This window comes from Geodermatophilus sp. URMC 64 (genome assembly GCF_053502555.1).
Genome location: NZ_CP199955.1, coordinates 2,523,036 through 2,549,270 on the forward strand (window position 1 = coordinate 2,523,036; position 26,235 = coordinate 2,549,270).

Genomic DNA, 26,235 nt, shown 5'->3' on the forward strand with positions numbered 1-26,235 from the left:
CTCTCGCGCAGTCGGGGGACGGGGATCCGACCCTGGCGCGGTCGCGGAACGCTGTCAATCGCCGGGCAGCACCCGCACCTCGGCCGCCGGCAGCGTCGTCCACCAGCGGGCGTAGCGGCGGTAGACGGCGGGGTCGCGGCCGGCGAGCAGCGCGGTCAGTCCACGCGCCTCCTCCGCGAGCCCGTCCCAGGCCGCCTCGGGCAGGGGGTGGAACGCGGTGGCCTCGATGCCGCCGTCCACGGGGCGCCACACGCCGGCGACGTGGCCGTCGACCAGCAGGGGAGGCAGGACGTCGCCGTTGCTGCGCATCACGAGCGTGCGGTACTCCGGCGGGATAACCCGGCTGCGGTCCACGTGGCCGAGCAGCACCAGGTCCCACATGCCCAGCAGCCGCGGCGGTGCCGGGACGTCGTCGTCCGGCAGCGGCGCACCGGGGACGTCGAGCAGCTCCTTGCCGTCCGGTCCGGCGTGGCGCACCAGCTCGTCGGACAGCGCGGCGAATGCCGCCCGGGTGCGCGACCGAGGCAGGATCGCGAACTCGGTGAAGTCGGCCTCCGACGCCGGACCGAAGGCAGCCAGGTACCGCCGCACGAGCACCGGCATCAGCTCCTCCGGCTCGGCCTCGTAGGGCGGCGCCGCCCGGTACACCGGCTTGGTCCCGAACGACCACGGCTTGCCCGCCAGGACGTGCCACAGCGGCGCGAAGGTCCGCAGCGCCCACCACACCCCGCGGGTCGGCGCGCCGTCGACCTGCCCGGCGAGGAACTCCTCGATCTCCGCGGCGCTGCGCGGTTGCGCGGTGAACTCCAGCAGCCGCGGCACCAGGGCGTCGGCGTCGTCCTTGGTGAGCCCGGACGACGTGAACCGCGGATCGCCCAGCCGCGACGCCCGCAGCGGGTACCACATCGCGTTGTGGAAGGCCGGGTAGTCCTCGGCGTGCACCGCGTGCAGCGTGATCCGCATCAGCTGCGCCTTGACCAGGGTGGCGTCGGCGAACGCGGCGTCCAGCTCCGACGGATCGAAGTCGGCGACCCGGTTCCACAGCGCCAGGTACGGCGACGCGGGCTCCTGCGCCTGGAGCCCGACGATGCGGCGGACGGCGTCGGGCACCCCGAGGGGCTCACGGCGCAGCAGCAGCTGCCGGGCGAGCAGGGCGCGGTTGAGCTGCCGGGCGGTGAGTGCCATCGCCGCGTCATCCTGCCTGTTCTGCTCAGACCGGGGGAGGAGGCGAATCCCGACGCACGCTCGGTCATCTGCTCGCGGGGATGGCGATGACACGACCGCACGCGATCGTCTGGATGGGTCCGCCACGCTGTTCATGCAGGCGCGAACGACGTCCAGATCGTTCGTACCGACCGGTACGCCGGTCGCTATCGGCAAAGTCGATGGCCCCAAAGATCCGGTGTTGCGTCTGCATGCCCGTCGCCGGGCTTCATTGCACGGCATGTCCAAGAACCGAGGTCTGGGAGCCAGCGCTTGATCCGGCGCCGTTCATCCCCGCTGTGAAGACAGGTTTGGAGGAACCGGCGCCTCGGTCATGGCCCCTGCAATTCCGACCATGCTTTCGTCCTCCAGCCCCCCGGAGTCCCCTTCGAACAAATGGTCACAAGGATGACCCTCGCGTTGGACCTGATGCATCAAGTACGGCACAGCTGGCCACCAGGTCCCGTCGCCGTATGGATCGGCGAGGACGCGTCCGAGCACGACTTCTCGCCGCGTCGCGGTCAACTCCTCCACCATGCTGCCTGGAATGATCGGCCAAGTCTGGACGTGGACTTCTCGGCCGGCGCACTGCGTCGTCAGGGCGAAGGATCCTTGTGAGTTCAGTTCGCTGATCGGCAAGCGGTCGTCCCGAGCCAGCACGAGATCGACACCGACCCGGAGTAGGTCGAATCTACCCGCTGGGAATGGAGCCACTACAGAAGTCTCCGTGGATTCGTCCGGCACCAGAGTTGACTGGTCCCACACAATTTGACCGAACTGGATGAGCTCCGGTGGCGTCAGTTCGGTTCCAGCGTTGGACCGAGCGCCGGGGCCGTAATTGGACCGAGTCACCGCGTCCACCTTGACAGAATCCATCGCCGACCCAGAGGGATTCACGGAGGAGACAGCGGATCCGGAGAGCGTGTACAGGGATCCGATGAGTCGGACGCTGGTGGTACTGATGTTCTCTACCGTGATCACAAGGGTGGTGATGGCCTGACCGTTGCTTTCCTCGATCTTTCCTATCTCGGCCTTGATCGACACGCTGGGCACTGCATGCGTAGGTAGATAATGGGCTGAGTACCAGGCCAGCGGAAGCGCCACCACTGCTGCGGTGAGGGTCGCTGCTGCACCGATCCACGCGGCACGGTCTCCTCTTCCCCCTCCGCCCGGGGCGGGATCTCCGCGAGGCATGTCCGAACTTCGGGCAAGCCGGAGGGTCAGGATCGCAACGGTTGCTGTGGCCCCTGAAAGGACCGCGACCCAGACGAGGTGGGGCTGCCGCGGCCACGGCCTCATGACCGCGGTGACCGCCCAAAGGCTGATCAGAAGAAGAGCGAGCGCAGCGACGCTGCCCCCGCGCCTGGCCCTGCTTCGCTTCGTCAAACCTGCTGCTATGGCAACGAGTGCCAGGAGGCCCGCGGCCAAGAGCACGGCCCCCGTGAGTCGCGCGGCGATCCCTGCAGCGGCGACCATGTCGTAATAACCGATGACCGTCACGGCGAGAGCTGCTAAAGCGAGTATGAGCAGGCATGCTCCCCAGCGGATCGCCCACGTCGGCCACGTCCCGTCCTGGTCGTGAGTTGATGGCGTGGCTCCTGGGTCGCCCGCTTGGACGTCCGCACCCATCTGGGAAGGTGCGTGTTCTTGGTCGCTCATGTGTGAACTCCCTTGTGGAAGCACCGACGCGGTCCGTGCTGCGATGGAAATGCCGAGTCACGAATGTAGTCAAGCCGCCGCGGGGGTCAGACTGGCACCTTGTGGACTGTGCCGCCAGAGGCTTTCCCGGGTGCCGATCGTTCTGGTTGACTCATCCCAGGAGCGCAGGGCTGTCAGGTGTTTTGCTTCCCGCCGAGGTGATCCGAAGAGAAACCAGGTGGACCGGGGTCACGGAAGGCAACGTCCACCGATGCGGTCCGGGGTCGCCGTGGCCGTGGCCGATTCAACCGGTCGGGTCCCTTGGTGACATGCTTTCTTTTCCCCGCATGGGCGATGATCTCCCACGTTCTTTGACCATTCCCTCCATCAGGCTGGCTGCGCTGGCTCTGTAGCTTCCGCTCGAGACGACGGGCAACTGCCGCGGAAGCCGCCTGGGGACGCACAAGTTCCAGTCCCGCAATGTCCAGGAGATGCCTGGAACCCGCGGAGGTCACCCGGCCGTTCTCGCGGGTATGGAACTCACCTGCCCGAAGTGCCACGGCCCGATGCGCACCTACGAGCGCAACGGCGTCCACGTCGACCAGTGCGCGGACTGCCGCGGCATCTTCCTCGACCGCGGCGAGCTCGAGCGGCTGATCGACGCGGAGAACGCCTGGCACGACCAGGACCGGGCGGGCAGGTCGTCGTCCGCGTCGTCGTACTCGTCGTCGTCCGGGCACGCGGGGGCCGGTGGCGGGTTGGGGGCGGTGGTCAACGAGGTGCTCGGCGCCACCCGCGGCCACAAGTCCAGCAGCTACAGCCACGGCTACGACGAGTACGGCCGGCCGTACGGCCACGGCCACCCGAAGCGCAAGAAGTCCTTCCTGGACCAGCTGTTCGACTGATTCGCTGACGGGGTGACCGAGAACCCCGGCATCGACCCGTCAGTCCCGCCCAGCGGCCCCGGCTGCGTGGAGTGCGAGGCCGTCGAGGGCTGGTGGCTGCACCTGCGCCGCTGCGCGCAGTGCGGCCACGTCGGCTGTTGCGACTCCTCACCGGCGCAGCACGCTAGCGCGCACGCCCGGTCCTCCGGGCACCCGATCGTGCGCAGCTACGAGCCGGGGGAGACCTGGTTCTGGGACTACACCCGGGAGGAGTACGTCTCGGGCCCGGACCTGGCACCCCCGGCCGCGCACCCGATCACCCAGCCGGCGCCCGGTCCGGTCGGTCGGGTGCCGCTGGACTGGCAGCGGCACCTGCACTGACCTTCGGCGCGTACCGCAGGTGCAGGACGCCGGTCGGCAGGGTCCGGCTGCCCAGCAGCTCGAGCGGCACGGTCGGCGTGTCCTCGAACAGGCGCCGGCCCCTGCCGACGGCGATCGGGTGCACCAGCAGGTTCAGCTCGTCGACCAGGCCGCCCGCGAGCAGCCAGCGCACGGTCGTCGCGCTGCCGGACATCCCGATGTCGCCGTCGGTCCCGTTCTTGAGGTCCTGCACCCGGCGGACGGCGTCCTCGCCGCCCAGGACCGTGGTGTTGCTCCAGAGCGGGCCCTCGATCGGGCGGTGGGTGAGCACGTACTTCGGCAGGCCGTTGATGTGCGAGGCGAACGGGACGTCGTCCCCCTGGGACGGCCAGTACGCCGACCACTCGTCGTAGAGCCGCCGGCCCATCAGCATCGCCCGCGTGGTCTGCATGCTCTCGCCGACGACGCGACCCATCTCGTCGTCGAAGTAGGGGAAGTGCCACTCGTTCGGCGCCTCGACGACGCCGTCGAGGGCGATGAAGAAGCTCGAGACGATCCTGCCCATGTCGTCCTCCCGGGGTGGCCGGCGGGTCGACAGTCCAGACGCCCCGGCTACCGCGAAGTCATCGCTGCCGGTTCGGTGAGCGGCAGCAGCACCTGGAAGCGGGTCTCGCCGGGGCGGGAGTCCACGCGCAGGTCGCCGCCGTGGCGGTTGACCACGATCCGCCACGAGACGTCCAGGCCGAGGCCGGTGCCCTGGCCGACCGGCTTGGTGGTGAAGAACGGCTCGAAGATGCGCCGGCGCAGCTCCTCGGGGATGCCGGGGCCGGTGTCGGCCACCTCGACCAGCGCGCAGTCGCCGTCCCGGGCGGTCCGCAGGGTGAGGGTGCCGTGGCCGTCCATGGCGTCGAGCGCGTTGTGGATCAGGTTGGTCCAGACCTGGTTGAGCTCGGCGACGTAGGCTGGCACCGGCGGCAGGCTCCGGTCGTACTCCCTGACGACGGTGACGCCGGAGGGGATCTTGGCGCCGAGCACCACCAGCGTGGCGTCGAGCCCGGCGTGCAGGTCGGTCTCCTGGTGCGGGCTGCGGTCCATCTGCGAGTACTGCTTGGCCGCGTCGACCAGCGCCGAGATGCGGTGCGTGCTCTCCCGGATCTCCGCCATCAGCATCTCGGTCTCGACCGTGTAGGCCAGCCACCGCAGCGCCGGTTCGAGGAAGCCCTCCTCGACCGCGTCGGCCACCTTCTCCAGGTCGGCCGGGCCGAGCCCGGCCGGGACGAAGACGGCGGCCAGGTTCCAGGGCTCGGCCACGTCGCGCTCGTCGAGCCAGTCGCCGAGGGCGTCCTCGCGGTCGGCGCGGTCCAGGGCGGTCAGGTCGGGCGCGCTCGCCAGCCCGGCGACGAAGGTCTCCTGCAGGTCGGTGAGGCACCGCAGCACCCGGCCGTCGATCCGCCCGTCGGCGAGCATCGCGAGCTTGTGCCGCATCCCGGCGAAGCGGTCCTGCAGCGCGGCGGCGGCGCGGGCGGCCGCGGTCGCGGGGTTGTTCAGCTCGTGGGTGAGCCCGGCGGTGAGCTTGCCCAGCGCGAGCAGCCGCTCCCGCTGACCGACCAGTTCGTTGCTGTTGCGCACCCCGACGAACAGCCCCTGCAGCAGGTGGACGGCCATCGGGAACCACTGCCGGAAGATCGTGGCGAACTCGGCGGCAGGCAGCGCGAGGAAGCGGCAGTCGGTCACCGCGCGCACGGTGGCCGGATAGGTCTGGCTGATCTGGTCGCCGAAGTAGAACTGGACCGCGCCGGAGTAGACCCCCGGCTGCGCCGTCCGGACCGTCTCCACCTCGTCGTTGCCCACCCGGCGCGACATCGTCATCGTCCCCGAGAGCAGCACCCAGAAGCACTCCGCCGGCGCACCCTCGGCCGAGACGACGCTGCCGGCCGGGTGCTCCACGACGTCCCCGTGCTCGGCGACCCAGCCGAGCTTCTCGTCGTCCAGGTCGGCGAAGAGGAACAGCTCCCGCAGCTCGGCCGGGGTCAGGTGCTCGTTCATCGCTCCTCCAGGTACCGGTGCACGAGGGTGACGGCCATGGCGCCCTCGCCGACGGCGGAGGCGACCCGCTTCACCGACGCGGCCCGCACGTCCCCGGCGACGAACACCCCGGGCAGGCTGCTCTCCAGGAAGTACGGATCGCGGTCGAGGGACCAGCCGGGCGGCCGTCGGCCGTCGGCGAGCAGGGCCGGGCCGGTGGGGATGAACCCGCGCTCGTCGCGGATGAGGACGCCGTCGAGCCAGTCGGTCCGCGGCGCGGCGCCGATGAAGATGAACAGGTGGCTCGCCTGGAGGGTCTCCTCGGCGCCGGTGGCCGCGTCGCGCACGGTGAGCCGCTCCAGGTGCCCGTCGCCGTGCACCCCGGCCACCGACGTCCCGGTGTGGACCTCGATGTTGTCGATGCCGGCGAGTTGCTCGATCAGGTAGTGCGACATCGAGGCCTCCAGGGAGGGGCCCCGGACCAGCAGGCGGACGCGCTTGGCGTACCGGGAGAAGAACACCGCGGCCTGACCGGCGGAGTTGGCCCCGCCGACGATGAAGACGTCCTGGTCGGCGCAGTCGGCCGCCTCGGTCATCGCGGAGCCGTAGTAGACACCGCGCCCGGTCAGCTCCCGGCACCCCGGCGCCTCGAGGCTGCGGTACATGACGCCAGTGGCGAGGACGACGGCGTGCGCGGCGATGCTCGTGCCATCGTCGAAGTGCACCGTCCGCGCCGAGCCGGTCGACTCCAGCGCCACGACGTCGCGGGCGGTGAGCAGCTCCGCGCCGAACTTGACGGCCTGCCGGCGGGCGCGGTCGGCCAGCTGCGCACCGGACACCCCGTCGGGGAAGCCGAGGTAGTTCTCGATCCGGCTGCTCTGCCCGGCCTGGCCGCCGGTGGCCCGCTTCTCCACCAGGACGGTCCGCAGCCCCTCGGAGGCGCCGTACACCGCCGCGCCGAGGCCGGCCGGGCCGCCGCCTATGACGACGAGGTCGTAGAAGTCGGTGCGGGGGTCGACGTCGAGCCCGACCGCGGCGGCCAGCTGGGCCGCCGAGGGCGCGCGCAGCACCTGCCCGTCGGGGGTGAGCACCACCGGGACGTCGTCGGCGGTGGCGCCGGCCGCGGCGAGCAGCCGCTGGCCCTCCGGCTCCTCGGCGCTGTACCAGCGGTAGGAGACGGCGTTGCGGGCCAGGAAGTCGCGGGCCTTGTACGAGGGCGCCGACCAGCGGTGGCCGACGATGCGCACGTCCTCGACCGGGGCGTCCGGGCTCTCCTCCCAGGCCCGGATCATCGCGTCGACGACCGGGTAGAGCTTCTCGTCGACCGGTTCCCACGGCTTGAGCAGGTACTGGTCGACGTCCACGACGTTGATCGCGCGGATCGCGGCGTCGGTGTCGGCGTACGCGGTGAGCAGCGCGCGGCGGGCACGGGGGAAGACGTCCATCGCCTGCTCGAGGAACTCGATGCCGTTCATCTGCGGCATGCGGTAGTCGGCCAGCAGCACGGCCACCGTGTCGCCGCGGAGCTTGAGCTCACGCAGCGCGTCGAGGGCCTCCGCCGCCGACGACGCGCGCAGGACGCGGTACTTCTCCCCGTAGTGGCGGCGCAGGTCCCGGGCGACGGCCCGCGACACACCGGGGTCGTCGTCCACGCTCAGCAGTACGGGTCTGCCCACGTCGTCCTCCCGTCAGGGTCTGTCGCCTGCGGGGCGCGGGGGGCGACGCCGCTCGGCGTGCGGCGACGGTGCCGACTTCGCCTCCATCCTGCTCGGCGCGCGGGGGAGCCGGAACCCTTTTAGCCTGCCGCCGTGACGCGGCGGCTGGTGGTGATCGGGGGCGACGCGGCCGGCGGCAGCGCGGCGTCGCAGGCGAAGAAGCGGCAGCGCGACCTCGACGTGGTCATGTTCGAGCGCGGACGGGCGACGTCGTACTCGGCGTGCGGCATCCCGTACTGGATCAGCGGCGCGGTCGCCGACGAGGCCGCGCTCGTCGCCCGCACGCCGGAGCAGCACCGGGCGGCCGGCATCGACGTCCGCATGCGCACGGAGGTCATCGGCATCGACCTGGACCGCCGCGCCGTCCGCTGGCGGGACCTGGACGGCGGCACCGAGGGCACCGAGCCCTTCGACGACCTGGTCTACGCGACCGGCAGCGTGCCGATGCGGCCGCCCGTGCCGGGCATCGACGCCCCCGGCGTCTACGGCGTCCAGGTCCTCGACGACGGCGTCGCCCTGCGGGCCGAGCTCGACAGCGGCCGGGTGCGCCGCGTCGTCGTGGTGGGCGGCGGCTACATCGGGCTGGAGATCGCCGAGGCCTGCCGGGTCCGCGGGCTCGACGTCACCGTCGTCGACATGTCGGCCACACCGGTGGGCACCTTCGACCCCGACGTCGGGCAGTTCATCGCCGACGCGGTCCGCGACGAGGACATCCACCTGGTCCTCTCGGACGGCGTCGCCGCGATCGACGTCGGACCGGACGGGCGGGCGCGGGCGGTGGTGACCGCGAGCGGCCGGGAGCTGCCCGCCGACCTGGTCGTCCTGGGCCTCGGCGTGCGCCCGAACGTGCGCCTGGCCCAGGAGGCCGGCATCCCGCTCGGCACCTCCGGCGGCATCGCCGTCGACGCGCGGATGCGGACCCAGGCGCCCGGCGTGTGGGCGGCCGGCGACTGCGTCGAGTCGCGCCACCGGCTCTCCGGCCAGCGGGTGGTCGTGGCGCTCGGCACGCACGCCAACAAGCAGGGCCGGGTCGCCGGCGTCAACATCGGCGGCGGCTACGCGACGTTCCCCGGTGTGATCGGCACCGCGATCACCAAGATCTGCGACACCGAGGCCGCCCGCACGGGGCTGTCGACGGCGGAGGCCGAGGCGGCGGGCTACTCCTTCGTGACCGCCGTCGTCGACTCCACGACGAAGGCCGGCTACTTCCCGGGCGCCACGCCGATCCGCGTGAAGATGATCGCCGAGCGGCGCAGCGGCCGGCTGCTCGGCGCGCAGATCGTCGGCCGGCGGGCGGCGGCCAAGCGGATCGACGCGCTGGCGATCTGCATCTGGAACGAGATGACCGTCGACGAGATCCTCTCCCTCGACCTGTCCTACGCCCCGCCGTTCTCGCCGGTGTGGGACCCGGTGCTCATCGCCGCCCGGAAGGCCTTCGAGGCCGTCGAGGCCGACGTCCGGGAGCTGTAGCCGTGGACGCGGTCCGGGTGTACGTCGCGCTCGGCGACTCCATCTCGATCGACGACTACGCGGGCGGCCCGGGCCGCGGCGGCGCCAGCCTGCTGTTCCGCAACCGGGACGAGGACTTCCCCGACTGGCGGGGCGGCGACCTGGTGTCGGCCGACCCGGCCGTGCGCTTCGCGCTGCTGGCGACCGACGGCGCGACGACCGCGACCGTGCTCGACCGGCAGCTGCCGCGACTGGCGGGGCTCGGCGTCCGCCCCGACCTGGTCACGCTGACGATCGGCGGCAACGACCTGCTGGCCGCCTACGGGGACACGGGAGCGGCGCACCGGGTGATCGCGGCGGTCCGGGACGGCGTGGACCGCGCGCTGGCCGGCATCGGGGCGCACCTGGCCGACGGCGGCCGCGTCGTCCTCGGCACCGTCTACGACCCCAGCGACGGCACCGGCGACACCGCGCGGCTGGGGCTGCCTCCGTGGCCGGAGGGCGTCGCGGTCATCGGGCAGCTCAACGACGCGCTCCGGGAGGTGGCCGCCGGGCACGGCGCCGCCGTGGCGGAGATCGCGCGGGAGTTCCACGGCCACGGCCTCCTGGCCGGGGACCCGACCCGGCCCGAGCCCCGCCCGGAGCAGCGCGATCTGTGGTTCTGCTCGCTGATCGAGCCGAACGCCTGGGGCGCCGACGGCGTGCGGAGGGCCTTCTGGGCGGCGCTGAACGGCCCGGTCTGAAACCGGGTAGGAGCACCGCCGTGCCGACGCGGCGGGCCTTCCTCCTGGCCGGTGCCGCGGTGCTCGCCGGCTGCGGCATCCGGTGGCCGCCGCCGGACAGCGGCGGCGCCGCGGTGCTCCGCGCCCGCCCCGCGGCCACCGTGCCGGAGCCCGGTCCGCTGGCCGAGCCGGGCACCCATCCGCTGGGCCTCGTCCGCGACCGGGACCCGCTGCTGCACGTGCCACCCGGGCTGCCGCCGGGCCGCCCGGCGCCGCTCGTGGTGTCGCTGCACGGCGCCGGGGGCGACGCCGCCGCCGGCCTGGGCCTGCTCGAGGCCGTCGCCGACGAGCGCGGGTTCCTGCTGCTCGCGCCCGCCTCACGGGGCCGCACGTGGGACGCCGTCGGCGGCGTGTTCGGCCCGGACGCCGCGCTGACCGACCGCGCCCTCGAGCAGGTCTTCTCGGGCGTGCCCGTCGACGGCGACCGGCTGACGGTCGCCGGGTTCTCCGACGGCGCCTCCTACGCCCTGGGCCTCGGGCTGGCCAACGGCGACCTGTTCGGCCGGGTGATCGCCTTCTCGCCGGGGTTCGCGCCGATCACCCCGCGGACGGGCCGGCCGGAGGTCTTCATCTCGCACGGGACCGAGGACGGCGTCCTGCCGCTCGCCGAGACCAGCCGCCGGATCGTCCCGGCGCTGCGCGAGGACGGCTACCGCGTGACGTACCGGGAGTTCGACGGTGGGCACGAGGTGCCACCCGACATCGTCCGGGAGGCGGCCGACCTGCTGGCGTGAGCCGCGACCCTAGGCTGCCGGACCATGCCGCTGTTCTCCTTCGAGGGGCGCAAGCCCCAGGTCCACCCCGACGCCTGGATCGCCCCGACGGCGACGCTGATCGGCGACGTCGTCGTCGAGGCCGGCGCGTCGGTCTGGTACGGCGCCGTCCTGCGCGCCGACTTCGGCCGCATCTGGATCCGGGCCGGCGCGAACATCCAGGACAACTCGGTGCTGCACGGCGGCGACGACCCGGAGACCGACATCGGCCCGGGCGTGACGGTGGGCCACATGTGCGTCGTCCACGGGGCGGTGATCGGCGCGGAGGCGCTGATCGGCAACGGCGCGACCGTGCAGGACGGCGCCCGCATCGGCGCCCGCACGCTGATCGGCGCCGGCAGCCTGGTGCCGCCGAACGCGGAGATCCCCGCCGAGGTGATGGCGCTCGGCGCGCCGGCGAAGGTGCGCGGTCCGCTGACCGCGGGCGCGGCCTTCTGGGTCGACGGCAACCCGTCGATCTACCAGGAGCTGGCCCGCCGGCACGCCACCGGGATCGAGCAGGTGGGGTGAGCCCGGTGGACCTCGACCGGCACCTCTACGGGGACCCGGCGGCGCCGGTCCGCGTCGTCGAGTACGGCGACTTCGAGTGCCCGTACTGCCGGGCGGCCGCGCCGGTGCTGCGCGAGCTGGTCGACACCTCGGGCGGGCGGGTGGCGCTGGTCTTCCGGCACTTCCCGCTGTTCACCGTGCACGCCTTCGCGCTCACCGCGGCGCTGGCCGCCGAGGCGTCCGGCGACCGCTTCTGGGCGATGCACGACCTGCTCTTCGCCCACCAGGACCGGCTGACCGACGCCGACCTCGCCGGCTACGGCGCCCAGGTGGGCGCCACCGGGGTCGTGGGGGCGCCCGCGCAGGCCTTCCGGCCGGCCGTCGAGGCCGACTACCGTTCCGGCGTCGCGGCCGGGGTCCGGGGGACGCCGACGCTGTTCATCGGCGACCAGCGGCACACCGGCGCGCCCCAGCTGCGGGACCTGCGCGCCGCCGTCGGCCTCGGCTGAGCCCCGGCTGAATCAGGCCAGCGTCGGGTCGCGCCACGGACCGACCGGCAGCTCCGGCGGCTCGACGTCGTCCTCGATGGTGCACAGCGGCAGCCGCTCGCCCAGGTAGCGCAGCAGCAGTGACCCGATGACCGCCGCTAGCAGCGAACCGGCCAGCACCCCCACCTTCGCCTCCTGGCGCAGTGCCTCGTCGGTGAAGGCCATCTCGGTGATGAACAGCGCGATCGTGAAGCCGATGCCGGACAGGGCGGCGCCGCCGATGAGGTGGCCGTAGCGGACCCGACCGGGCAACTGGCCCCAGCCCGACCGGAGCGCCAGCCCGGCGCCCACCGAGATGCCGAGCGTGTTCCCGAGCAGCAGCGCGGCCACGACGCCGATCGTCACGCTCGACGTGACCGCGGCGGACAGCGACTCGCCGTCCAGCCGGACCCCGGCGTTGGCCAGCCCGAACAGCGGTACGACGAGAAAGGCGGAGAGCGGGTGCAGGTCGTTCTGCAGCCGGTCGTTCGCCGGGACCGTCGCCCGCGCCGCCGCCGTCGCCAGCCGCGCGCGGGAGGCCTCGGCCCGCTCCAGCAGCGCCCGCCCGTAGAACTGCAGCCGGTCCCGCTGGTCCTCCTCCACGGGGGTGGCGGGGACGATGAGACCGACCAGCACACCGGCCAGCGTCGCGTGCACCCCGGAGGCGAACACCGCGCACCACAGCGCCAGCCCGACCAGCAGGTACGGCGCCAGCTGCCACACCCCGACCCAGCGCAGTCCGAGGAGCACGAGGACGAGGACACCGCTGGCCACGAGTGCGGGCACGGACACCGACGGGGTGTAGAAGACCGCCATCACGGTGATCGCGCCGATGTCGTCGACGATCGCCAGGGTCAGGAGGAACACGCGCAGCTGGTCGGGGCAGCGCGGGCCGAACAGCGCCAGGACGCCGATGAGGAACGCCGTGTCGGTCGACACCGGGATCCCCCAGCCGGCGGCCGCCGGCCCGGATCCGACGAAGGTCAGGTAGACGAGGGCCGGCAGCACGAGCCCTCCGACCGCGCCCAGCGCCGGGACGATCACTCTGCGTCGGTTGCGCAGCTCCCCGACGGTGACCTCACGGCTGATCTCCAGCCCGACGACGACGAAGAACAGCGAGATGAGTGCGTCGTTGACCACGTGCCGCAGGTCCAGGTCCGCCGTCCAGTCGCCCACGCGCAGGGAGACCTCGGTGGACCAGAACGCCTCGTAGCCGTCGCCGGGCAGGTTCGCCCACACCAGCGCCACCACGGTGGCGGCCAGCAGCAGCACCGCGCTTCCGGCCTCGTCGGCGAGGAACCGGCCGAAGCTCGCCGACCGGTAGGGCCGCGGGACGCTGATCCGCAGCGCCGGCCCGGGGCGGGAGGGGGCGGGGAGCTCCGTGGTCACCCGCCGATCCTCCCGCCCGGGAGGACGAGTGCGTCAGTGCTTTGTGGCGAGATCCCGCTCGGCGGCCTCGGCGTCCCGCTGACCCGGCCCGGCGTTCGTGCCGGACTCCGGTTGCTCGTGCTCGTCGAGCATCGTCGTCTCGTCGAACGGCGCCTCGCCGGAGAGCGCTGCGTCGAGGCATCCGCGGTCGAGCTGATCGGTCCAGGTGGCCACCAGCACCGTGGCGACGGCGTTGCCGGCGAAGTTGGTCAGCGCCCGCGCCTCGGACATGAACCGGTCGATGCCGACGATGAGGCCGACGCCGTCCAGCAGCTCCGGCCGGTGCGCGGACAGGCCGCCGGCGAGGGTGGCCAGCCCGGCGCCGGTGACGCCGGCGGCGCCCTTCGAGGCGATGATCATGAACAGCAGCAGGCCGATCTGCTCGCCGATCGACAGCGGGTCGCCGAGGGCCTCGGCGATGAACAGCGAGGCCATCGTCAGGTAGATGGCGGTGCCGTCGAGGTTGAACGAGTACCCGGTCGGGACGACGATGCCGGCCACCGGCTGGCTGACGCCGGCGTGCTCCATCTTCGCGATCAGCCGCGGCAGGGCCGTCTCCGACGAGGACGTCGACAGGATGAGCAGGAACTCCCGGCCCAGGTAGCGCAGCAGCGTGAAGATGTTGACCCTGCTGACGAATCTGAGGATGAGCCCCAGCACGATGAACACGAACAGCGCGCACGTGACGTAGAAGCCGATCATGATCACGGCGAGGCTCTTCAGCGCCTCCCAGCCCGTCTCGCCGACCACCGCCGCGATGGCGCCGAACGCGCCGATCGGGGCCACCCACATGATCATGGCCAGCACGCGGAAGACCAGTTTCTGGAAGAAGCCGACGGCGCGCAGGATCGGCTCGCCGGAGCGGCCCATCGCCTGGATGGCGAAGCCGACCAGCAGGGCGATGAGCAGCGCCTGCAGCACCGAGCCCTCGGTGAGCGCGGAGATCAGGGTGGTCGGGATCAAGCCGAGGATGAAGTCGGTCGTCCCGCCGCTGGCCTCGGCCTCCCCGGCCAGGTCGGCGCCCTGGCCGCGCAGCTCGTCGGAGAGCTGCAGCCCGTCGCCCGGGTGCAGGAGGTTGCCGACGACGAGGCCGATGGCCAGCGCCACGGTCGACATCAGCAGGAAGTAGCCCAGGGCCAGGCCGCCGATCCGGCCGACCGCGGCCGCCTTCCGGATCGCGCCGATGCCGAGCACGATCGTGCAGAAGATGATCGGCCCGATGAGCATCCGGATCAGCGCGACGAACGCCGTCCCCAGCCACTTGAGGCCCACGGCGAAGTCGGGAAAGGCGAACCCGACGACGATGCCGAGGACGACGGCGGCGATGACGGCGATGTAGAGCCAGTGCGTGCGGTCCCGGCGCTTGGTCTCCGGGGAGTCCGTCGATGCAGGGTTCGCGGCCATGGGCCAACGCTGCTCGGGGCCCGGGTGACCCGCAACCGGGAGTGCGGAATGCTCTGGTTCCCCGCTCCCGCGACCGAGAAGAGGCGTGCATGTCGCTGCTGTCCACCGTCGCCGAGGCGCTCGGCGCCGGCCGCGTCGAGATCGTCGACCTCACCGCGCCGCTGTCGGCCGGGACACCGGTCATCCAGCTGCCCCCGGAGTTCGCCCAGACGGCGCGCTTCGAGCTCGAGGAGCTGTCCCGCTACGACGACCGGGGCCCGGCCTGGTACTGGAACAACTTCCGCACCGGCGAGCACACCGGGACGCACTTCGACGCCCCCAACCACTGGGTCACCGGCAAGGACGGCGAGGACGTCGCGTCGGTGCCGCCGTCCCGGCTGGTCGGCCCGGCCGTCGTCCTGGACTTCTCACGGGAGGCTGCCGAGAACCCGGACTTCCTGCTCGAGGTGGACCACATCCGGCAGTGGGAGGCCACCCACGGCCCGCTGCCCGAGGGCGGCTGGCTGCTCTACCGCACCGGGTGGGACGCGCGGTCGGCCTCGCAGGAGGAGTTCCTCAACGCCGACGAGACCGGCCCGCACACGCCCGGGGTCTCCCCGGCGTGCGCCCGCTGGCTGGCCGAGGAGGCACCGATCATCGGGGTGGGCGTGGAGACGGTGGGCACCGACGCCGGCGCGGCGCACTCGTTCGACCCGGCGTTCCCGTGCCACGCGGCGCTGATGGGCAGCGGCAAGTACGGGCTCACCCAGCTGCAGAACCTGGCGCAGCTGCCGCCCACCGGCGTGCTACTGGTGGCCGCGCCGCTGCCGATCGTCACCGGGTCCGGAGCGCCGGCGCGGGTGCTGGCGCTCGTCGAGCGCTGATCCGTCCGGTGAACGTCGCGGAGGCAGTCGGCGGGGCACTCGTCCGCTGCGGGATCTCGCAGGTCTTCGGCGTGGTGGGCTCCGGCAACTTCGCCGTCACCAACGCGATGGTCGCCGCCGGGGCGCGGTACGTCGCGGCGCGGCACGAGGGCGGCGCGGCGACGATGGCCGACGCCTACGCCCGGATGAGCGCCGGGGTCGCCGCGCTCAGCGTGCACCAGGGCTGCGGGCTGACCAACGCGATGACCGGCATCACCGAGGCGGCCAAGAGCCGGACGCCGCTGGTCGTCGTCGCCGCGGAGGCCACCTCGCCCCGGTCGAACTTCTTCGTCGACCAGGCCGGGCTGGCCGCGGCGGTGGGTGCGGTGCCGATGCGGATCACCGCCGCCGGCACGGCCTCCGCCCAGGCCGCGGTGGCGGTCGCCACGGCCGTGCACGAGCGGCGGGTGGTGCTGCTCAACGTGCCGCTCGACGTGCAGGCCGAGGACGCGCCGGACCGGCCGGAGCCGCGCATGCCGGCGGCCCGGCCGGTCGCGGCGGTCGACCCGGCGGACGTCGACCGGCTGGCCCGGGCGCTGGCCGCCGCCGAGCGGCCGGTGTTCGTCGCCGGCCGGGGCGCCCGGGGTGCGGGCTGCCGGCGGGCGCTGGAGGAGCTGGCCGAGCGCTGCGGCGCGCTGCTGGCGACCTCCGCGGTGGCCAAGGGCCTGTTCACCGGCAACCCGTGGTCCCTGGACGTCTCCGGCGGGTTCGCCTCGCCGCTGGCCGCCGAGCTCATCTCGGGCGCCGACCTCATCGTGGGCTGGGGCTGCCAGCTCAACATGTGGACGATGCGGCACGGCCGGCTGATCGCCGACGACGCGGTCGTGGTCCAGGTCGACGTCGATCCCGACGCGCTGGGCGCCCAGCGGAAGGTCGACATCGGGATCCCCGGCGACGTGCGGGCCGTAGCCGTGGCGGTCTCCGGCCAGCTGGCCGACCGGGCGCAGCCGGGCTACCGGTCGGAGGAGGTGCGGCGGGCGATCGCCGACCGGATCCGCTGGCGCGACGTCCCGTTCGAGGACGGCGGGCGCGAGGGGCTGGTCGACCCGCGCGCCCTCACCGCGGCCCTGGACGACCTGCTGCCCGCCGAGCGGGTGGTCGCCGTCGACTCGGGCAACTTCATGGGCTACCCGAGCATGTTCCTCGACGTCCCCGACGAGTTCGGCTTCTGCTTCACGCAGGCCTTCCAGTCGATCGGGCTGGGCCTGTCGACGGCGATCGGCGCGGCGCTGGCCCGCCCCGACCGGCTGCCCGTGGCGGCGCTCGGCGACGGCGGCGCCCTCATGGGGGCCTCGGAGCTGGAGACGGTGGTGCGGCTGGGCCTGCCCATGGTGGTGGTCGTCTACGACGACGCCGCCTACGGCGCCGAGGTGCACCACTTCGGCCCGGACGGCGCCCCGCTGGACACCGTGCGCTTCCCGGAGACCGACTTCGCGGCGATCGCACGGGGCTACGGGTTCACGGCGGTGACCGTGCGGTCGGTGCCGGACCTCGCGCCGGTCGCCGACTGGGTGCACGGCCCGCGCTCGGCGCCGCTGCTGATCGACGCGAAGGTGACCCGGCACGAGCCCTCGTGGTGGCTGGAGGAGGCGTTCCGCGGCCACTGACGCGGGGTCAGCGGCGCGGGGCCAGCGGCGTCACAGGTTCCGGCCGCAGGTCGGCCAGGCGCCCGGGCCCTGTACGTCGAGCACCCGCTCGGCGACGGCGATCTGCTCGCTCTTGGTGGCGAGGTCGGCGCGTGCGGCGTACTCGGCGCCGCCGAAGGCGTCCCAGGTGGACTGCGAGAACTGCAGGCCGCCGTAGTAGCCGTTGCCGGTGTTGATGCTCCAGTTGCCGCCGGACTCGCACCGGGCGACGGCGTCCCAGTCGTGGGCGTCGGCGGGCGGTACGGGCGCGTCGCCGTCGGAGCCGGTCGACGGGGGAGCGGACGGCGCGGGGTGCTGCTGCTCGCCGGAGGTCTGCCGCGGTACGGAGGGCTGCTGTGGTACCGCGGTCCGCTGCTGCTCTGCGGTCCGCTGTGCCTGCAGGGCGACGAGCGCGGTCCTCGCGTCGTCGAGCTCGGACTGCAGTGCGGCCTGCTGCGCCTGCACCGCGGCGGCGGTCTGCCGGGCCTCGGCCTCGCCCTTGACCGCTTCCGCCAGGTCGGCGGCGGCCTGTTGCTCGAGCGCGGCGGCGTCCGTCAGCGCGGTCCCGGCCGCGGCGGAGGAGTCGGCCGCCCGCTGCTCGGCAACGGTCATCCGGTCCAGGACGTCGGACCTGCTGCGACCGGCGGCATCGAGGAGGGCGGCCCGCTCGAGCATCTGCGCGGGATCGCCGGAGCTGAGCAGCGCCTCCAGGCCGGGGGAGGTGCTGCCCGCGATGTAGCTGCCGCGGGCGAAGGCGACGACGTCGGCGCGGGCATCGGCCAGGTCGTGCTGCGCCTGCTGGGCAGCGGCCTGCGCGGTGGCGGCGGCCGCCTGAGCGCTCTCCAGGCTCGCCCGGGTGGCGTCGTACTGCGCGCGGGCGGCGGCGGCCCGGCCGTGCGCGGCGTCCAGGGCGGTGTGGGCGGCGCCCTGCCGGACGAGGATCTGCGCAACCTGCGCTGCGGCGTCGTCCGCGGCCTGTTGCGCGGCGGCGAGCTGCCCGTCGGAGGGGTCGGCCGGCCGGGCCGACGCCGTGCCGGCGACGACGACGGGGCCGAGGGCCGCGACGACGCCCACGACGGCCATGCGAGCGGCCAGGCGGCGCCGTACGGACAGCCGGGTCCGAAGTGCCTCGCTCAGGCCCGCCACCTCCTCCGTCGAACCGGGCATCCAGGGGACGGATCGGGCCGACGTGGCGGCTTCTTGAGGAGGGTCTGCGGAAATCGCCCGTGCGAGGGGGATCGGGCGGAACGAGCCGGGCATGTCGGCTCGTCGACATGGGGACGAGCCGACATGTGCCGTGATCTCGTCCCGCCTCCATGATCACCTCGGCTGCAGCGGTGCCTCCCGGTCGTGGAGACACCGCTGAGCCCGAGGTGATCATGGAGAGCCGGATGAGGGGAGAGGTCGACAGCCAGGTGGCTAGAAGGGTGGCGGGTCGTCGGCCGGGTCGGGCGGTGGCGGTGGTGGCGGTCGCCGGCGCATCGCCCACGGTCGGGTGGTGCGGGTGACGCCGGACGGGGTGGTGACGTGCAGCGTGCCGTCGGGCTCCATGACGAACAGCCAGCCGCGGAACAGGGTCTTCAGCCGGTGATGGGTGCGGCACAGGCAGCACAGGTTGGTGCAGTCGGTCGGCCCGCCGCGGGAGTGGGCGACGCCGTGGTCGTGGTCGGCCCAGCCGACCCGCTGCCCGCAGAACGGATGCCGGCAGGTGCGGTCGCGGGTGCCGATGAACTCCCGCTGCGCGCCGGTCGGGGTGTAGCTCTCGGTGGCCGCCGGCGGGTTGAGCCCGTCGCCGCGGCGGACCAGCCTCTCCAACTCCTCCCGGCTCACCGTGGCGAGCAGCCGGCCGGTCGCGTCGGTGGTCGCGAAGGTCAGCGACCCGCCCCCGGGGGTGTGCAGGCCGAGCGCGCCGATCCGGCGCAGCAGCCCGGCCAGGTGCGCCGGGGTGATGGCGAAGCCGTTGACCTCGGCCGGCCGGCTGCTCGTCCCCTCCAGCGCCTTCAGCGCGGCGGTGATCGTCAGGCTCGCCCGGGCACCGTCCGCGCCGATCGCGGCGCCGCGCACGAGCAGGGAGAACAGCTCGGCGCGCAGCTGCCCGATCGGGCGCGGATCGCCGTCGGCCTTGGCCTGCTGGGCCAGGGTGTTGAGGAAGTCGAAGCCCTCGGCGGCCTCCTCGGCCGGCAGCTCCGCGCCGAGGGTGGCCCCGCCGTCCGGGCCGGGCTCGACGAACACATCCGCGTTGCGCTCCGCCAGCGTGCGGCCCTCGTCGGCCGAACCGGGGTCGAGTGCGAGCAGCACCTCGAGGATGCGCCGCTTCAGCGCGGCGAAATTCAGCCCGGCCGCCTCGGGCAGCACCACCGCCTCCACCCGGGCGGCCAGCGCCGGGCGGATGTGCTCCAGGGTGTCGGCGAGGATCTGCGCCCGCCGCTCATCCAACTCGCCCCGCCGCAGCGCGGCGCCGGTGGCCGGCAGGCGGTGCCGCCAGCTCCAGGCCCGGCGCAGCCTGTGCGCCGCGGTACCCCGCCCCACCCCGAGCACCAGGCCGAGCTCGTCGGGAAAGAACTCGCTGATCCCGGGGAACTCCGGCTCGGTCTGCCGCCAGTCCCGGCTCCGCGCACCCGGATGGTCCTCCGAAGGGTCGTCGTCCTCCGGCCGGTCGGCGGCGAACCCCAGCATCAGATCCGCCTCGCGGGCGGCCAGCCGGGCCCGCTCGCCCTGCAGGCGCTGCAGCTCGGCCGCCTTCTCCTCCGGGGACAGCGACGCCACCGGCGCCGGCCGGGCGACCGCCGGCCGCCAGGCCACGTCGACCACGATCTCCTCGAAGGAGTGCGGCGCGGCGGTGGTCATGGCCCCGAGCTACGGACCACCTACGACAGTTTCGGCTCGCTGAGCAGGATGTTTCCGCAGGGATCGGCGGCGGAGGCAGGAGGGCGGGAGACCACCTGTCCGACCCGAATCCTTCGCTAGGGTCGGGCTGACATTCACCCCGAGCGGAGGGGAGTGCGTCATGGCGTCGATCTCGGAGCGGGAGAAGCGGGAGATCGAGGCGGCCAACGCCTCCGGCAACACCCCGGTCGTCTTCATCCACGGCCTCTGGCTGCTGCCGAGCAGCTGGGCCAACTGGGCGGACTTCTTCGCTCAGGCCGGCTATGCACCGCTGACGCCGGACTGGCCGGACGATCCGGAAACGGTCGTCCAGGCCCGGGCGGAGCCGGAGGTCCTGGCCAAGAAGACGCTGAGCCAGGTCGCCGACCACACCACCCAGGTCATCGACGCCCTGGACAGGAAGCCGGTGGTGATGGGGCACTCGACCGGCGGCCTGCTCGCGCAGATCATCGCGGGTCGGGGCCTCTCGGCAGCCACGGTGGCGATCGACCCCGGGGTCTTCCGCGGCGTCCTGCCGCTGCCGGTCTCCGTGCTCAGGGGGGTGGGCCCGTTCCTGGCCGACCCGCGCACGCGCGGGCGCGCGATCACGCTCACGTTCGACCAGTTCAGGTACGGCTGGGCCAACGCGCTCGACGAGAAGGAGGCGAAGGAGCTGTACGACACCTACCACGTCGCCGGCTCCGGGATCTCCCTCGTGCAGATGGGCAACGCGAACCTCAACCCGTGGACGCAGGCGAAGGTCGACACGAAGAACCCCGACCGCGGCCCCCTGCTGATCATCGAGGGCGAGCAGGACCACACGGTGCCGTGGGCGATCGCGAACGCCGCCTACAAGCTGCAGCGGCGCAACCCGGGCGTGACGGAGATCGTGAAGATGCCGAACCGGGGCCACTCCCTCACGATCGACCACGGCTGGCGCCAGGTCGCCCAGACGGCGCTCTCCTTCGTCAAGCGGTTCACCTGAGCCGCCCGCTCAGGCCGGGTCGACCCGGTCGACGACCTCGTAGTGCGCGATCGACGAGGACCCGGGCCGCAGGTAGCGCTCGTCCTCCGGGTAGAGGACCGCCGCCTCGACGTCGTCGCCGGCGAAGGCACGGACCGCGTCCAGGGAGTCCCACATCGACAGGGCGACGAAGCGGGTAGCGTCGCCGTCGTCGCGGCGGAGCAGCCACGCGCCGCGGTTGCCGGCGGTCTCGCCGTACTCGCGGAAACCCGTCTCACGGATGTAGTCGGCGTAGGTGTCGGCGTCGGCCCGCCGGACCTCGCCCGTCCAGACGCGTGCGATCACGGTGCGTTCCTTCCCTCGCTGAGGTTCAGGCTCATGACGCGATCTTGGCGGCGATGACGAACGCCCCGCCCGTACGCTGCCCGCCGTGACCGATGACCGGCCGGCACAGGTGGCGGACGTGCACGAGCTCGCGCTCGGCCTCCCGCACGTGACGGTCGTGCACGGGTCGCAGGGCAACCCCGTCTACCAGGTGGGTGGCAAGTCGTTCGTCTTCTTCCGCACCCCGCGGCCGGACGCCGTCGACCCCGAGACCGGGGAGAAGCTGCCCGACGTGATCATCTTCTGGGTGGAGTCGGAGGCGGACAAGCAGGCGCTGGTCCAGGACCCCTCGACGCCGTTCTTCACCACCCCGCACTTCGACGGGCACGACTCGGTGCTGGTGCGGGCCAGCCGGCTCGGCGAGATCACCCGGGGGGAGCTGGCCGAGCTGGTGCAGGACGCCTGGCTCGCCCGGGCCTCCGCCCGCCGGCGGGCCGACTGGCTCGCGGCGCACGGCCTGCCGTAGCGCGCTCAGTTCCGGCTGCGTCCGCCGTCCACCCTCCATGGACGACGACGCGGCGCAGGTCCGCGCGCTGATCGAGCGGTGGGCGGACGCGGCGCACGAGGGGCGTCTGGACGACGTCCTGGCCGACCACGCGGCCGACATCCTGATGTTCGACGTCCCGCCGCCCGACGACGGCGTGCGGGGGATCGAGGCCTACCGGGAGACCTGGCCGCCGTTCTTCGCGTGGCAGCGCTCGGGCGCGACCTTCGAGCTCGTCTCGCTCGAGGTGACCGCGGGGGAGGACGTCGCGTTCGCCGCCGCGCTGCTGCGCTGCGGCACGCCGGAGGAGCACGCCGAGCACCCGGAGCGGCGGCTGCGGCTCACGGTCGGGCTGCGCAAGGACGGCGGCCGCTGGGTCGTCGCGCACGAGCACCACTCGTTCCCGTCCGGTTGAGCGGCGCCCCGCCCGGGCACAGGGCGCCCGTGGCGGTGGTCAACGCGCTGATCGAGCGCCCTCCGGAGCAGGTGTGGGACGTGCTGGCCGACGGGCACGCGTACGCGGACTGGGTGATCGGCACGCGGGAGATCCGCGCGGTCGACGACGGCTGGCCGGACGTGGGGACGTCGATCCACTACACCGTCGGCTGGGGGCCGCTGGCGCTGCGCGGGCAGACGACGGTGCGCCACGTCGAGAAGGGCCGGCGGCTGGGGCTGGAGGCCGACGCCGGCCTGCTGGGGTCGGCGCGCATCGTCATCGACCTCGACCCGTGGGGCGACGGCACCGTGGTCGTCCTCGACGAGCACCCGCTGCGCGGCCCCACGTACTGGCTGCACAGCGCGGTGTCCGAGACCGTCCTGCTCGTGCGCGGCCGCCCGATGGTGAACCAGCTGGCCCGGCTCGTGGAGCGCCGGCACCCCGCGTGATCGGACCGAGCGGCGATCGGCGCCCGTGACCCGGTCCTCCTGCGGATCGCGGGACGAGGCGGAGCCGCTGCACCCTCCGGTACGCCACCGCGAGCGCACCCCTTGTCCGGGCGAGCACCGCGAGGGATCGTCGTGGTGCAGCCGTGGCCGTCCCGGATCCGGAACGTCCCCGGCCGCTCCGAGAGGTGGAGCGCCATGTGGTGGGCGATCGTGGATGTCCTCGCGTTCCTGCTGGTGACCGGGCTGGTGGCGGCTCTCGCGAGAGCGGAGACCGCCCGGTGGGAGGACCGCCACCGGGCGCACGTCGTCCCGCGCCCGGTGAGCCCGGGTGACCCGGGCCGGCGGCTGCGCGGAGCGGCCCGGTTGCGCTCCCGGCTCCGCTTCGGGCACCTCCGGGACTCCGGGCGCGCCCCCGTGCCGGCCACCGACCGCCCGGCCGCGACGGCGCGGCGGCTGCGCTCGCGCCGGCGGTTCCCCGTGTTCGTCCACCGGCACTCCGGTTCCGAACGCGTGGACGGCGGTCAGCGGCCGCCGGGCTGACGCCGTTCCTCCTGGGCCGCGTACGTGTCGAGCAGCCGGCGGGCCTGCTCGGCCGCGGCGCCCTCCTGCGCCAGGCCGGTCCGGAAGGAGTCCAGCTTGGCCTGCCCCGCGGGGAAGGGCGGCAGCAGCGGGACGTCGGCGTCGGTGAGCACCTCGAGGACGACCGGCCGGTCGGCGGCCAGCGCGCGGTCCCAGGCCGCGCCGAGCTCGCCGGGGTCGGTGACCCGGATGCCGGTCAGCCCCAGCAGCTCGGCGTAGCCGGCGTAGGGGAACGCCGGCAGCGACTGGCTCTCGTCGAAGCGCGGATCGCCCTCCATCTCCCGCTGCTCCCAGGTGACCTCGGCCAGGTCGCGGTTGGCGAGCACGCACACGACGAACCGCGGATCGGCCCACTGCCGCCACCGGTGCGCGACGGTGACCAGCTCGGCGTTGCCCAGCATCTGCATCGCGCCGTCCCCGCTGAGGGCGACCACCGGCCGGTCGGGCCGGGCCAGCTTCGCGGCCAGCCCGTACGGCACCGAGCAGCCCATGCAGGCGAGCGTGCTGGACAGGTGTGCCGGCACGCCCTCGGGCAGCCGCAGCTGGCGGGCGTACCAGTAGGTCACCGAGCCGACGTCGACGGCGACCTGCGCGTCGGCGGGCAGTCGGCCGGACAGCTCCGCGACGACGCGCTCGGGGTTGACCGCGTCCGCGTCGGTGCCGGCGCGCTCGGCGGCCAGCTCCCGCCACGACCGGACGGCGTCCTCGACGTCGTCCCGCCACGCGCGGTCCGGGCGCTCGCCGAGCAGGGGCAGAAGCGCCCCCAGCGTCTCCGCGGCGTCGCCGAGCAGCGGGACCTCGATCGGGTAGCGGTTGCCCAGGTGCCGGCCGTCGACGTCGATCTGCACCGCCCGTGCCTGCCCGGGCGGCGGGTAGTACTCGGTCCACGGATCGTTGCTGCCGACGACCAGCAGGGTGTCGCAGCGGCCGAGGACGGCGCCGCTGGCCGTCGTCCCCAGGTGCCCCATGACACCGGCGGCGAACGGCAGCCCCTCGTCGACGTAGGGCTTGCCGAGCAGGCTGGTGACCACGCCGGCGCCGAGCCGCTCGGCGACCTGGGCCACCTCCGCCTGCGCCGCCCGGGCGCCCTGGCCGACCAGCAGCACCGGCCGCCGCCCGGCGTTCAGCAGCTCGGCGGCGGCCCGCAGGTCGTCGTCGTGGGGGAGCACCCGGCCCCGCGCCGCGGTCGGCGCGGTGACGACGACGCCGTGCTCCTGCTCCTCCTCGGGCGCCGGCTCCTGCTGCACGTCGTGCGGCAGGATCACGACGGCGGGGGAGCGGGTCGCCAGGGCGGTGCGGAAGGCCCGGTCCAGCACCAGCGGGAGCTGCTCGGCCGTCGTCGCCACCTGCGCGAACTGCGCGGCGACGTCCTTGACCAGCGAGAGCAGGTCGATCTCCTGCTGGTACTCCGAACCGAGCACGGTCTGCTGCTGCTGGCCCATGACCGCGACCACGGGGACGCCGTCGAGCTTGGCGTCGTAGAGGCCGGTCAGCAGGTGCACCGCGCCGGGGCCCTGGGTGGACAGGCAGACGCCGACCCCGCCGGTGTACTTGGCGTGCCCGACCGCCATGAACGCGGCCGCCTCCTCGTGCCGGGCCTGCACGAACTCCGGCTCGCCGGCGCGGCGCAGCGCGCCCATGACCGCGTTGATGCCGTCCCCGGAGTAGCCGAACACCCGCGGCACGCCCCACTGCCGCAGCCGCTCCACCACCAGGTCGGCCACCAGCCGCTCGCTCATGCGTCCTCCGTCCGGCGGCGGCGGGCCCACGCGCCCGCCGCGCCGGCCAGGGCTACCCCGGCGACGGCGACCGCACCCCGGGCGCGGCGGCGCTGCGACCGTCCCCAGCCGCCCCGCGGCTCGGCCGGGCCGTCCACCGGGGCGAACAGGGCACCGGGATCCGCCGGCGCCGGCGGCCCGGAGCCCAGCAGGTACCGGCGGCCCAGCTCCGCCGAGAGCCGGCCCACCGCGCCCGGCGCGACGGCGTAGGGCAGCGACAGCAGGTTGAGCGCGCCGACCCGCACCGCCCGCCGCGGCCGGACGGCGAGGGCGAGGATCCGCCGGGCCACCCGCTCCGGCTCCACCACCGGGGGCAGCGGCCGCAGCTGCCGGCCGGTCCAGTTGCCCGACGCCCGGTTCGTCGGGGTGTCGACGAAGGCGGGGTAGATGCCGCAGACCGCGATCCGCGAGTGCACCGCCAGCTCCGCCCGCAGCGCGTCCGTGAGGCCGGCCAGCCCGAACTTCGCCCCGCTGTAGACCGCCGTCCAGGGGCTGGCGATCCGGCCGCCGATGGACACCACGTTGACGATCACCGCCGGACCGTCCTGCCGCAGCATCCGGGGGACGGCGGCGGCGCAGCCGTGCAGCGCGCCGAGCAGGTCCACCTCGACCAGCCGCACCGACGCCTCGACGGGCACCTTCTCGAACGGCCCCCACAGGCTGGTCCCGGCGCCGTTGACCCACACGTCGATGCGCCCGAACCGCTCGACGGCGGCGTCGGCCAGCCGGTCGACCGCCGCGGCGTCGGTGACGTCGGTGGGGACGGCGAGCACGTCCGCGCCCAGCGCGCGGCAGCTGTCCGCCGCCGCCGCCAGCCGCTCGGCGCCCCGGGCCGCGAGCACGAGCCGGGCGCCCTCGCCGGCGAAGGCCCGCGCCGTGGCGAGGCCGATGCCGCTCGAGGCGCCGGTGATCACCACGACCGCGCCGGTCAGCCGCACTCCCTGCACGTGTGCACCCTGCACCCGGGCGGCCTCCGCCGAAAACCAGTGGCGCCCCGATGACTTCCGCGCGCCAATTCCGTCAGAGGGGCAGAGGAGATTCCGGGGGCGCGGAAGCCGCCCTTGACCTCCAGCGCACTCGAAGTCCGACGCT

At 73.7% G+C, this 26,235-nt stretch carries 26 protein-coding genes; 14 read left to right on the top strand and 12 right to left on the bottom strand.

All coding sequences use genetic code 11. The features are described from left to right. Positions 1–54: 54 nt before the first annotated feature. Both ACWIYF_RS12425 and ACWIYF_RS12430 read right to left on the bottom strand, forming a co-directional pair. Positions 55–1,185, bottom strand: a complete 1,131-nt coding sequence (locus ACWIYF_RS12425; RefSeq protein ID WP_448628445.1) for a winged helix DNA-binding domain-containing protein — start codon at positions 1,183–1,185, stop codon at positions 55–57. A gap of 306 nt (positions 1,186–1,491) precedes the next feature. Continuing rightward, a complete protein-coding gene (locus tag ACWIYF_RS12430; RefSeq protein ID WP_448628446.1) occupies positions 1,492–2,247 on the bottom strand; it encodes a hypothetical protein in 756 nt (251 codons plus the stop codon). Between the two features lie 1,127 nt (positions 2,248–3,374). On the opposite strand from ACWIYF_RS12430, the gene ACWIYF_RS12435 reads away from it, so the two are divergent. Together ACWIYF_RS12435 and ACWIYF_RS12440 are read left to right on the top strand one after the other, a co-directional pair. After that, entirely contained in the window at positions 3,375–3,746 is a 372-nt protein-coding gene (locus ACWIYF_RS12435; protein ID WP_448628447.1) for a TFIIB-type zinc ribbon-containing protein, read from the top strand. 66 nt (positions 3,747–3,812) lie between these two features. Continuing rightward, entirely contained in the window at positions 3,813–4,106 is a 294-nt protein-coding gene (locus ACWIYF_RS12440; protein WP_448628746.1) for a UBP-type zinc finger domain-containing protein, read from the top strand. On the opposite strand, the gene ACWIYF_RS12445 is transcribed toward ACWIYF_RS12440, so the two are convergent. Genes ACWIYF_RS12445 through ACWIYF_RS12455 form a run of 3 tightly spaced genes read right to left on the bottom strand, consistent with a single transcriptional unit; the run spans position 4,042 to position 7,786 of the window. Beyond that, positions 4,042–4,650, bottom strand: coding sequence for a dihydrofolate reductase family protein (locus ACWIYF_RS12445; protein ID WP_448628448.1), 609 nt, complete (start codon positions 4,648–4,650; stop codon positions 4,042–4,044). The two genes, ACWIYF_RS12440 and ACWIYF_RS12445, sit on opposite strands and share 65 nt — an antisense overlap. 47 nt (positions 4,651–4,697) lie before the next feature. After that, positions 4,698–6,131 carry an ATP-binding protein gene (locus ACWIYF_RS12450; protein ID WP_448628449.1) on the bottom strand — a complete coding sequence of 478 codons (1,434 nt, stop codon included), beginning with the start codon at positions 6,129–6,131 and terminating at the stop codon, positions 4,698–4,700. After that, on the bottom strand, positions 6,128–7,786 hold the full coding sequence (locus ACWIYF_RS12455; protein ID WP_448628450.1) for an FAD-dependent oxidoreductase: 1,659 nt from the start codon (positions 7,784–7,786) through the stop codon (positions 6,128–6,130). The genes ACWIYF_RS12450 and ACWIYF_RS12455 overlap by 4 nt, the downstream gene beginning before the upstream one ends. Before the next feature lie 132 nt (positions 7,787–7,918). Here ACWIYF_RS12455 and ACWIYF_RS12460 point away from each other — a divergent pair, with 132 nt between their 5' ends. From ACWIYF_RS12460 to ACWIYF_RS12480, 5 genes are read left to right on the top strand one after another with little or no spacing between them, the layout of a single operon-like run. Further along, positions 7,919–9,295, top strand: coding sequence for an FAD-dependent oxidoreductase (locus ACWIYF_RS12460; RefSeq protein ID WP_448628451.1), 1,377 nt, complete (start codon positions 7,919–7,921; stop codon positions 9,293–9,295). A 2-nt stretch (positions 9,296–9,297) separates the two neighbouring features. After that, positions 9,298–10,017 carry a GDSL-type esterase/lipase family protein gene (locus ACWIYF_RS12465; protein ID WP_448628452.1) on the top strand — a complete coding sequence of 240 codons (720 nt, stop codon included), beginning with the start codon at positions 9,298–9,300 and terminating at the stop codon, positions 10,015–10,017. Between the two features lie 20 nt (positions 10,018–10,037). After that, the gene (locus ACWIYF_RS12470; RefSeq protein ID WP_448628453.1) at positions 10,038–10,790 is read left to right on the top strand and encodes an alpha/beta hydrolase; all 753 of its coding nucleotides are present in this window, start codon (positions 10,038–10,040) and stop codon (positions 10,788–10,790) included. A gap of 24 nt (positions 10,791–10,814) precedes the next feature. Continuing rightward, positions 10,815–11,339, top strand: a complete 525-nt coding sequence (locus tag ACWIYF_RS12475) for a gamma carbonic anhydrase family protein (RefSeq protein ID WP_448628454.1) — start codon at positions 10,815–10,817, stop codon at positions 11,337–11,339. After that, positions 11,336–11,827 (top strand): DsbA family protein, encoded by a 492-nt coding sequence (locus tag ACWIYF_RS12480; protein WP_448628455.1) that lies wholly within the window; start codon positions 11,336–11,338, stop codon positions 11,825–11,827. Before ACWIYF_RS12475 ends, ACWIYF_RS12480 begins: the two co-directional genes overlap by 4 nt. Before the next feature lie 12 nt (positions 11,828–11,839). Here the strand turns inward: ACWIYF_RS12480 and nhaA are convergent, their stop codons facing one another. Together nhaA and ACWIYF_RS12490 are read right to left on the bottom strand one after the other, a co-directional pair. Beyond that, positions 11,840–13,234, bottom strand: coding sequence for a Na+/H+ antiporter NhaA (nhaA, locus tag ACWIYF_RS12485; RefSeq protein ID WP_448628456.1), 1,395 nt, complete (start codon positions 13,232–13,234; stop codon positions 11,840–11,842). Between the two features lie 33 nt (positions 13,235–13,267). After that, positions 13,268–14,677, bottom strand: coding sequence for a cation:dicarboxylate symporter family transporter (locus ACWIYF_RS12490; RefSeq protein ID WP_448628457.1), 1,410 nt, complete (start codon positions 14,675–14,677; stop codon positions 13,268–13,270). Between the two features lie 89 nt (positions 14,678–14,766). Here ACWIYF_RS12490 and ACWIYF_RS12495 point away from each other — a divergent pair, with 89 nt between their 5' ends. Both ACWIYF_RS12495 and ACWIYF_RS12500 read left to right on the top strand, forming a co-directional pair. After that, positions 14,767–15,540, top strand: coding sequence for a cyclase family protein (locus ACWIYF_RS12495; protein WP_448628458.1), 774 nt, complete (start codon positions 14,767–14,769; stop codon positions 15,538–15,540). An 8-nt stretch (positions 15,541–15,548) separates the two neighbouring features. Further along, positions 15,549–17,186 (top strand): thiamine pyrophosphate-binding protein, encoded by a 1,638-nt coding sequence (locus ACWIYF_RS12500; RefSeq protein ID WP_448628459.1) that lies wholly within the window; start codon positions 15,549–15,551, stop codon positions 17,184–17,186. A 30-nt stretch (positions 17,187–17,216) separates the two neighbouring features. Here ACWIYF_RS12500 and ACWIYF_RS12505 read toward each other — a convergent pair whose 3' ends face one another. Then, the gene (locus ACWIYF_RS12505) at positions 17,217–18,371 is read right to left on the bottom strand and encodes a transglycosylase family protein (RefSeq protein ID WP_448628460.1); all 1,155 of its coding nucleotides are present in this window, start codon (positions 18,369–18,371) and stop codon (positions 17,217–17,219) included. Positions 18,372–18,623: 252 nt separating this feature from the next. Further along, the gene (locus ACWIYF_RS12510) at positions 18,624–20,051 is read right to left on the bottom strand and encodes a DUF222 domain-containing protein (protein ID WP_448628461.1); all 1,428 of its coding nucleotides are present in this window, start codon (positions 20,049–20,051) and stop codon (positions 18,624–18,626) included. Between the two features lie 160 nt (positions 20,052–20,211). On the opposite strand from ACWIYF_RS12510, the gene ACWIYF_RS12515 reads away from it, so the two are divergent. Then, on the top strand, positions 20,212–21,054 hold the full coding sequence (locus ACWIYF_RS12515; RefSeq protein ID WP_448628462.1) for an alpha/beta hydrolase: 843 nt from the start codon (positions 20,212–20,214) through the stop codon (positions 21,052–21,054). A 9-nt stretch (positions 21,055–21,063) separates the two neighbouring features. On the opposite strand, the gene ACWIYF_RS12520 is transcribed toward ACWIYF_RS12515, so the two are convergent. Then, complete coding sequence (locus ACWIYF_RS12520; RefSeq protein ID WP_448628463.1) at positions 21,064–21,378, bottom strand: antibiotic biosynthesis monooxygenase family protein; 315 nt, start codon at positions 21,376–21,378, stop codon at positions 21,064–21,066. An 85-nt stretch (positions 21,379–21,463) separates the two neighbouring features. Here ACWIYF_RS12520 and ACWIYF_RS12525 point away from each other — a divergent pair, with 85 nt between their 5' ends. The 4 genes from ACWIYF_RS12525 to ACWIYF_RS12540 all read left to right on the top strand — a co-directional run bounded on the left by ACWIYF_RS12525 (position 21,464) and on the right by ACWIYF_RS12540 (position 23,326). Further along, entirely contained in the window at positions 21,464–21,883 is a 420-nt protein-coding gene (locus ACWIYF_RS12525) for an MmcQ/YjbR family DNA-binding protein (RefSeq protein WP_448628464.1), read from the top strand. A gap of 37 nt (positions 21,884–21,920) precedes the next feature. Beyond that, on the top strand, positions 21,921–22,316 hold the full coding sequence (locus tag ACWIYF_RS12530) for a nuclear transport factor 2 family protein (protein WP_448628465.1): 396 nt from the start codon (positions 21,921–21,923) through the stop codon (positions 22,314–22,316). A gap of 29 nt (positions 22,317–22,345) precedes the next feature. Further along, the gene (locus tag ACWIYF_RS12535; RefSeq protein ID WP_448628466.1) at positions 22,346–22,786 is read left to right on the top strand and encodes an SRPBCC family protein; all 441 of its coding nucleotides are present in this window, start codon (positions 22,346–22,348) and stop codon (positions 22,784–22,786) included. 195 nt (positions 22,787–22,981) lie between these two features. After that, positions 22,982–23,326: a hypothetical protein gene (locus ACWIYF_RS12540; protein ID WP_448628467.1), complete on the top strand. Its 345-nt coding sequence runs from the start codon at positions 22,982–22,984 to the stop codon at positions 23,324–23,326. Here ACWIYF_RS12540 and ACWIYF_RS12545 read toward each other — a convergent pair. Both ACWIYF_RS12545 and ACWIYF_RS12550 read right to left on the bottom strand, forming a co-directional pair. Next, positions 23,308–25,104, bottom strand: a complete 1,797-nt coding sequence (locus ACWIYF_RS12545; protein ID WP_448628468.1) for a thiamine pyrophosphate-requiring protein — start codon at positions 25,102–25,104, stop codon at positions 23,308–23,310. The genes ACWIYF_RS12540 and ACWIYF_RS12545 overlap by 19 nt on opposite strands. Beyond that, positions 25,101–26,090, bottom strand: a complete 990-nt coding sequence (locus ACWIYF_RS12550) for an SDR family oxidoreductase (RefSeq protein WP_448628469.1) — start codon at positions 26,088–26,090, stop codon at positions 25,101–25,103. Before ACWIYF_RS12550 ends, ACWIYF_RS12545 begins: the two co-directional genes overlap by 4 nt. Positions 26,091–26,235 lie beyond the last annotated feature (145 nt).

What these genes read in the sequence shown, in the direction of transcription:
- ACWIYF_RS12510 (WP_448628461.1), bottom strand. Translation starts at nt 20,051, where the DNA reads ATGACCACCGCCGCGCCGCACTCCTTCGAGGAGATCGTGGTCGACGTG.
- ACWIYF_RS12425 (WP_448628445.1), bottom strand. Translation starts at nt 1,185, where the DNA reads ATGGCACTCACCGCCCGGCAGCTCAACCGCGCCCTGCTCGCCCGGCAG.
- ACWIYF_RS12450 (WP_448628449.1), bottom strand. Translation starts at nt 6,131, where the DNA reads ATGAACGAGCACCTGACCCCGGCCGAGCTGCGGGAGCTGTTCCTCTTC.
- ACWIYF_RS12545 (WP_448628468.1), bottom strand. Translation starts at nt 25,104, where the DNA reads ATGAGCGAGCGGCTGGTGGCCGACCTGGTGGTGGAGCGGCTGCGGCAG.
- ACWIYF_RS12435 (WP_448628447.1), top strand. Translation starts at nt 3,375, where the DNA reads ATGGAACTCACCTGCCCGAAGTGCCACGGCCCGATGCGCACCTACGAG.
- ACWIYF_RS12475 (WP_448628454.1), top strand. Translation starts at nt 10,815, where the DNA reads ATGCCGCTGTTCTCCTTCGAGGGGCGCAAGCCCCAGGTCCACCCCGAC.
- ACWIYF_RS12540 (WP_448628467.1), top strand. Translation starts at nt 22,982, where the DNA reads ATGTGGTGGGCGATCGTGGATGTCCTCGCGTTCCTGCTGGTGACCGGG.
- ACWIYF_RS12490 (WP_448628457.1), bottom strand. Translation starts at nt 14,677, where the DNA reads ATGGCCGCGAACCCTGCATCGACGGACTCCCCGGAGACCAAGCGCCGG.
- ACWIYF_RS12515 (WP_448628462.1), top strand. Translation starts at nt 20,212, where the DNA reads ATGGCGTCGATCTCGGAGCGGGAGAAGCGGGAGATCGAGGCGGCCAAC.
- ACWIYF_RS12445 (WP_448628448.1), bottom strand. Translation starts at nt 4,650, where the DNA reads ATGGGCAGGATCGTCTCGAGCTTCTTCATCGCCCTCGACGGCGTCGTC.
- ACWIYF_RS12495 (WP_448628458.1), top strand. Translation starts at nt 14,767, where the DNA reads ATGTCGCTGCTGTCCACCGTCGCCGAGGCGCTCGGCGCCGGCCGCGTC.
- ACWIYF_RS12505 (WP_448628460.1), bottom strand. Translation starts at nt 18,371, where the DNA reads ATGCCCGGTTCGACGGAGGAGGTGGCGGGCCTGAGCGAGGCACTTCGG.
- ACWIYF_RS12530 (WP_448628465.1), top strand. Translation starts at nt 21,921, where the DNA reads ATGGACGACGACGCGGCGCAGGTCCGCGCGCTGATCGAGCGGTGGGCG.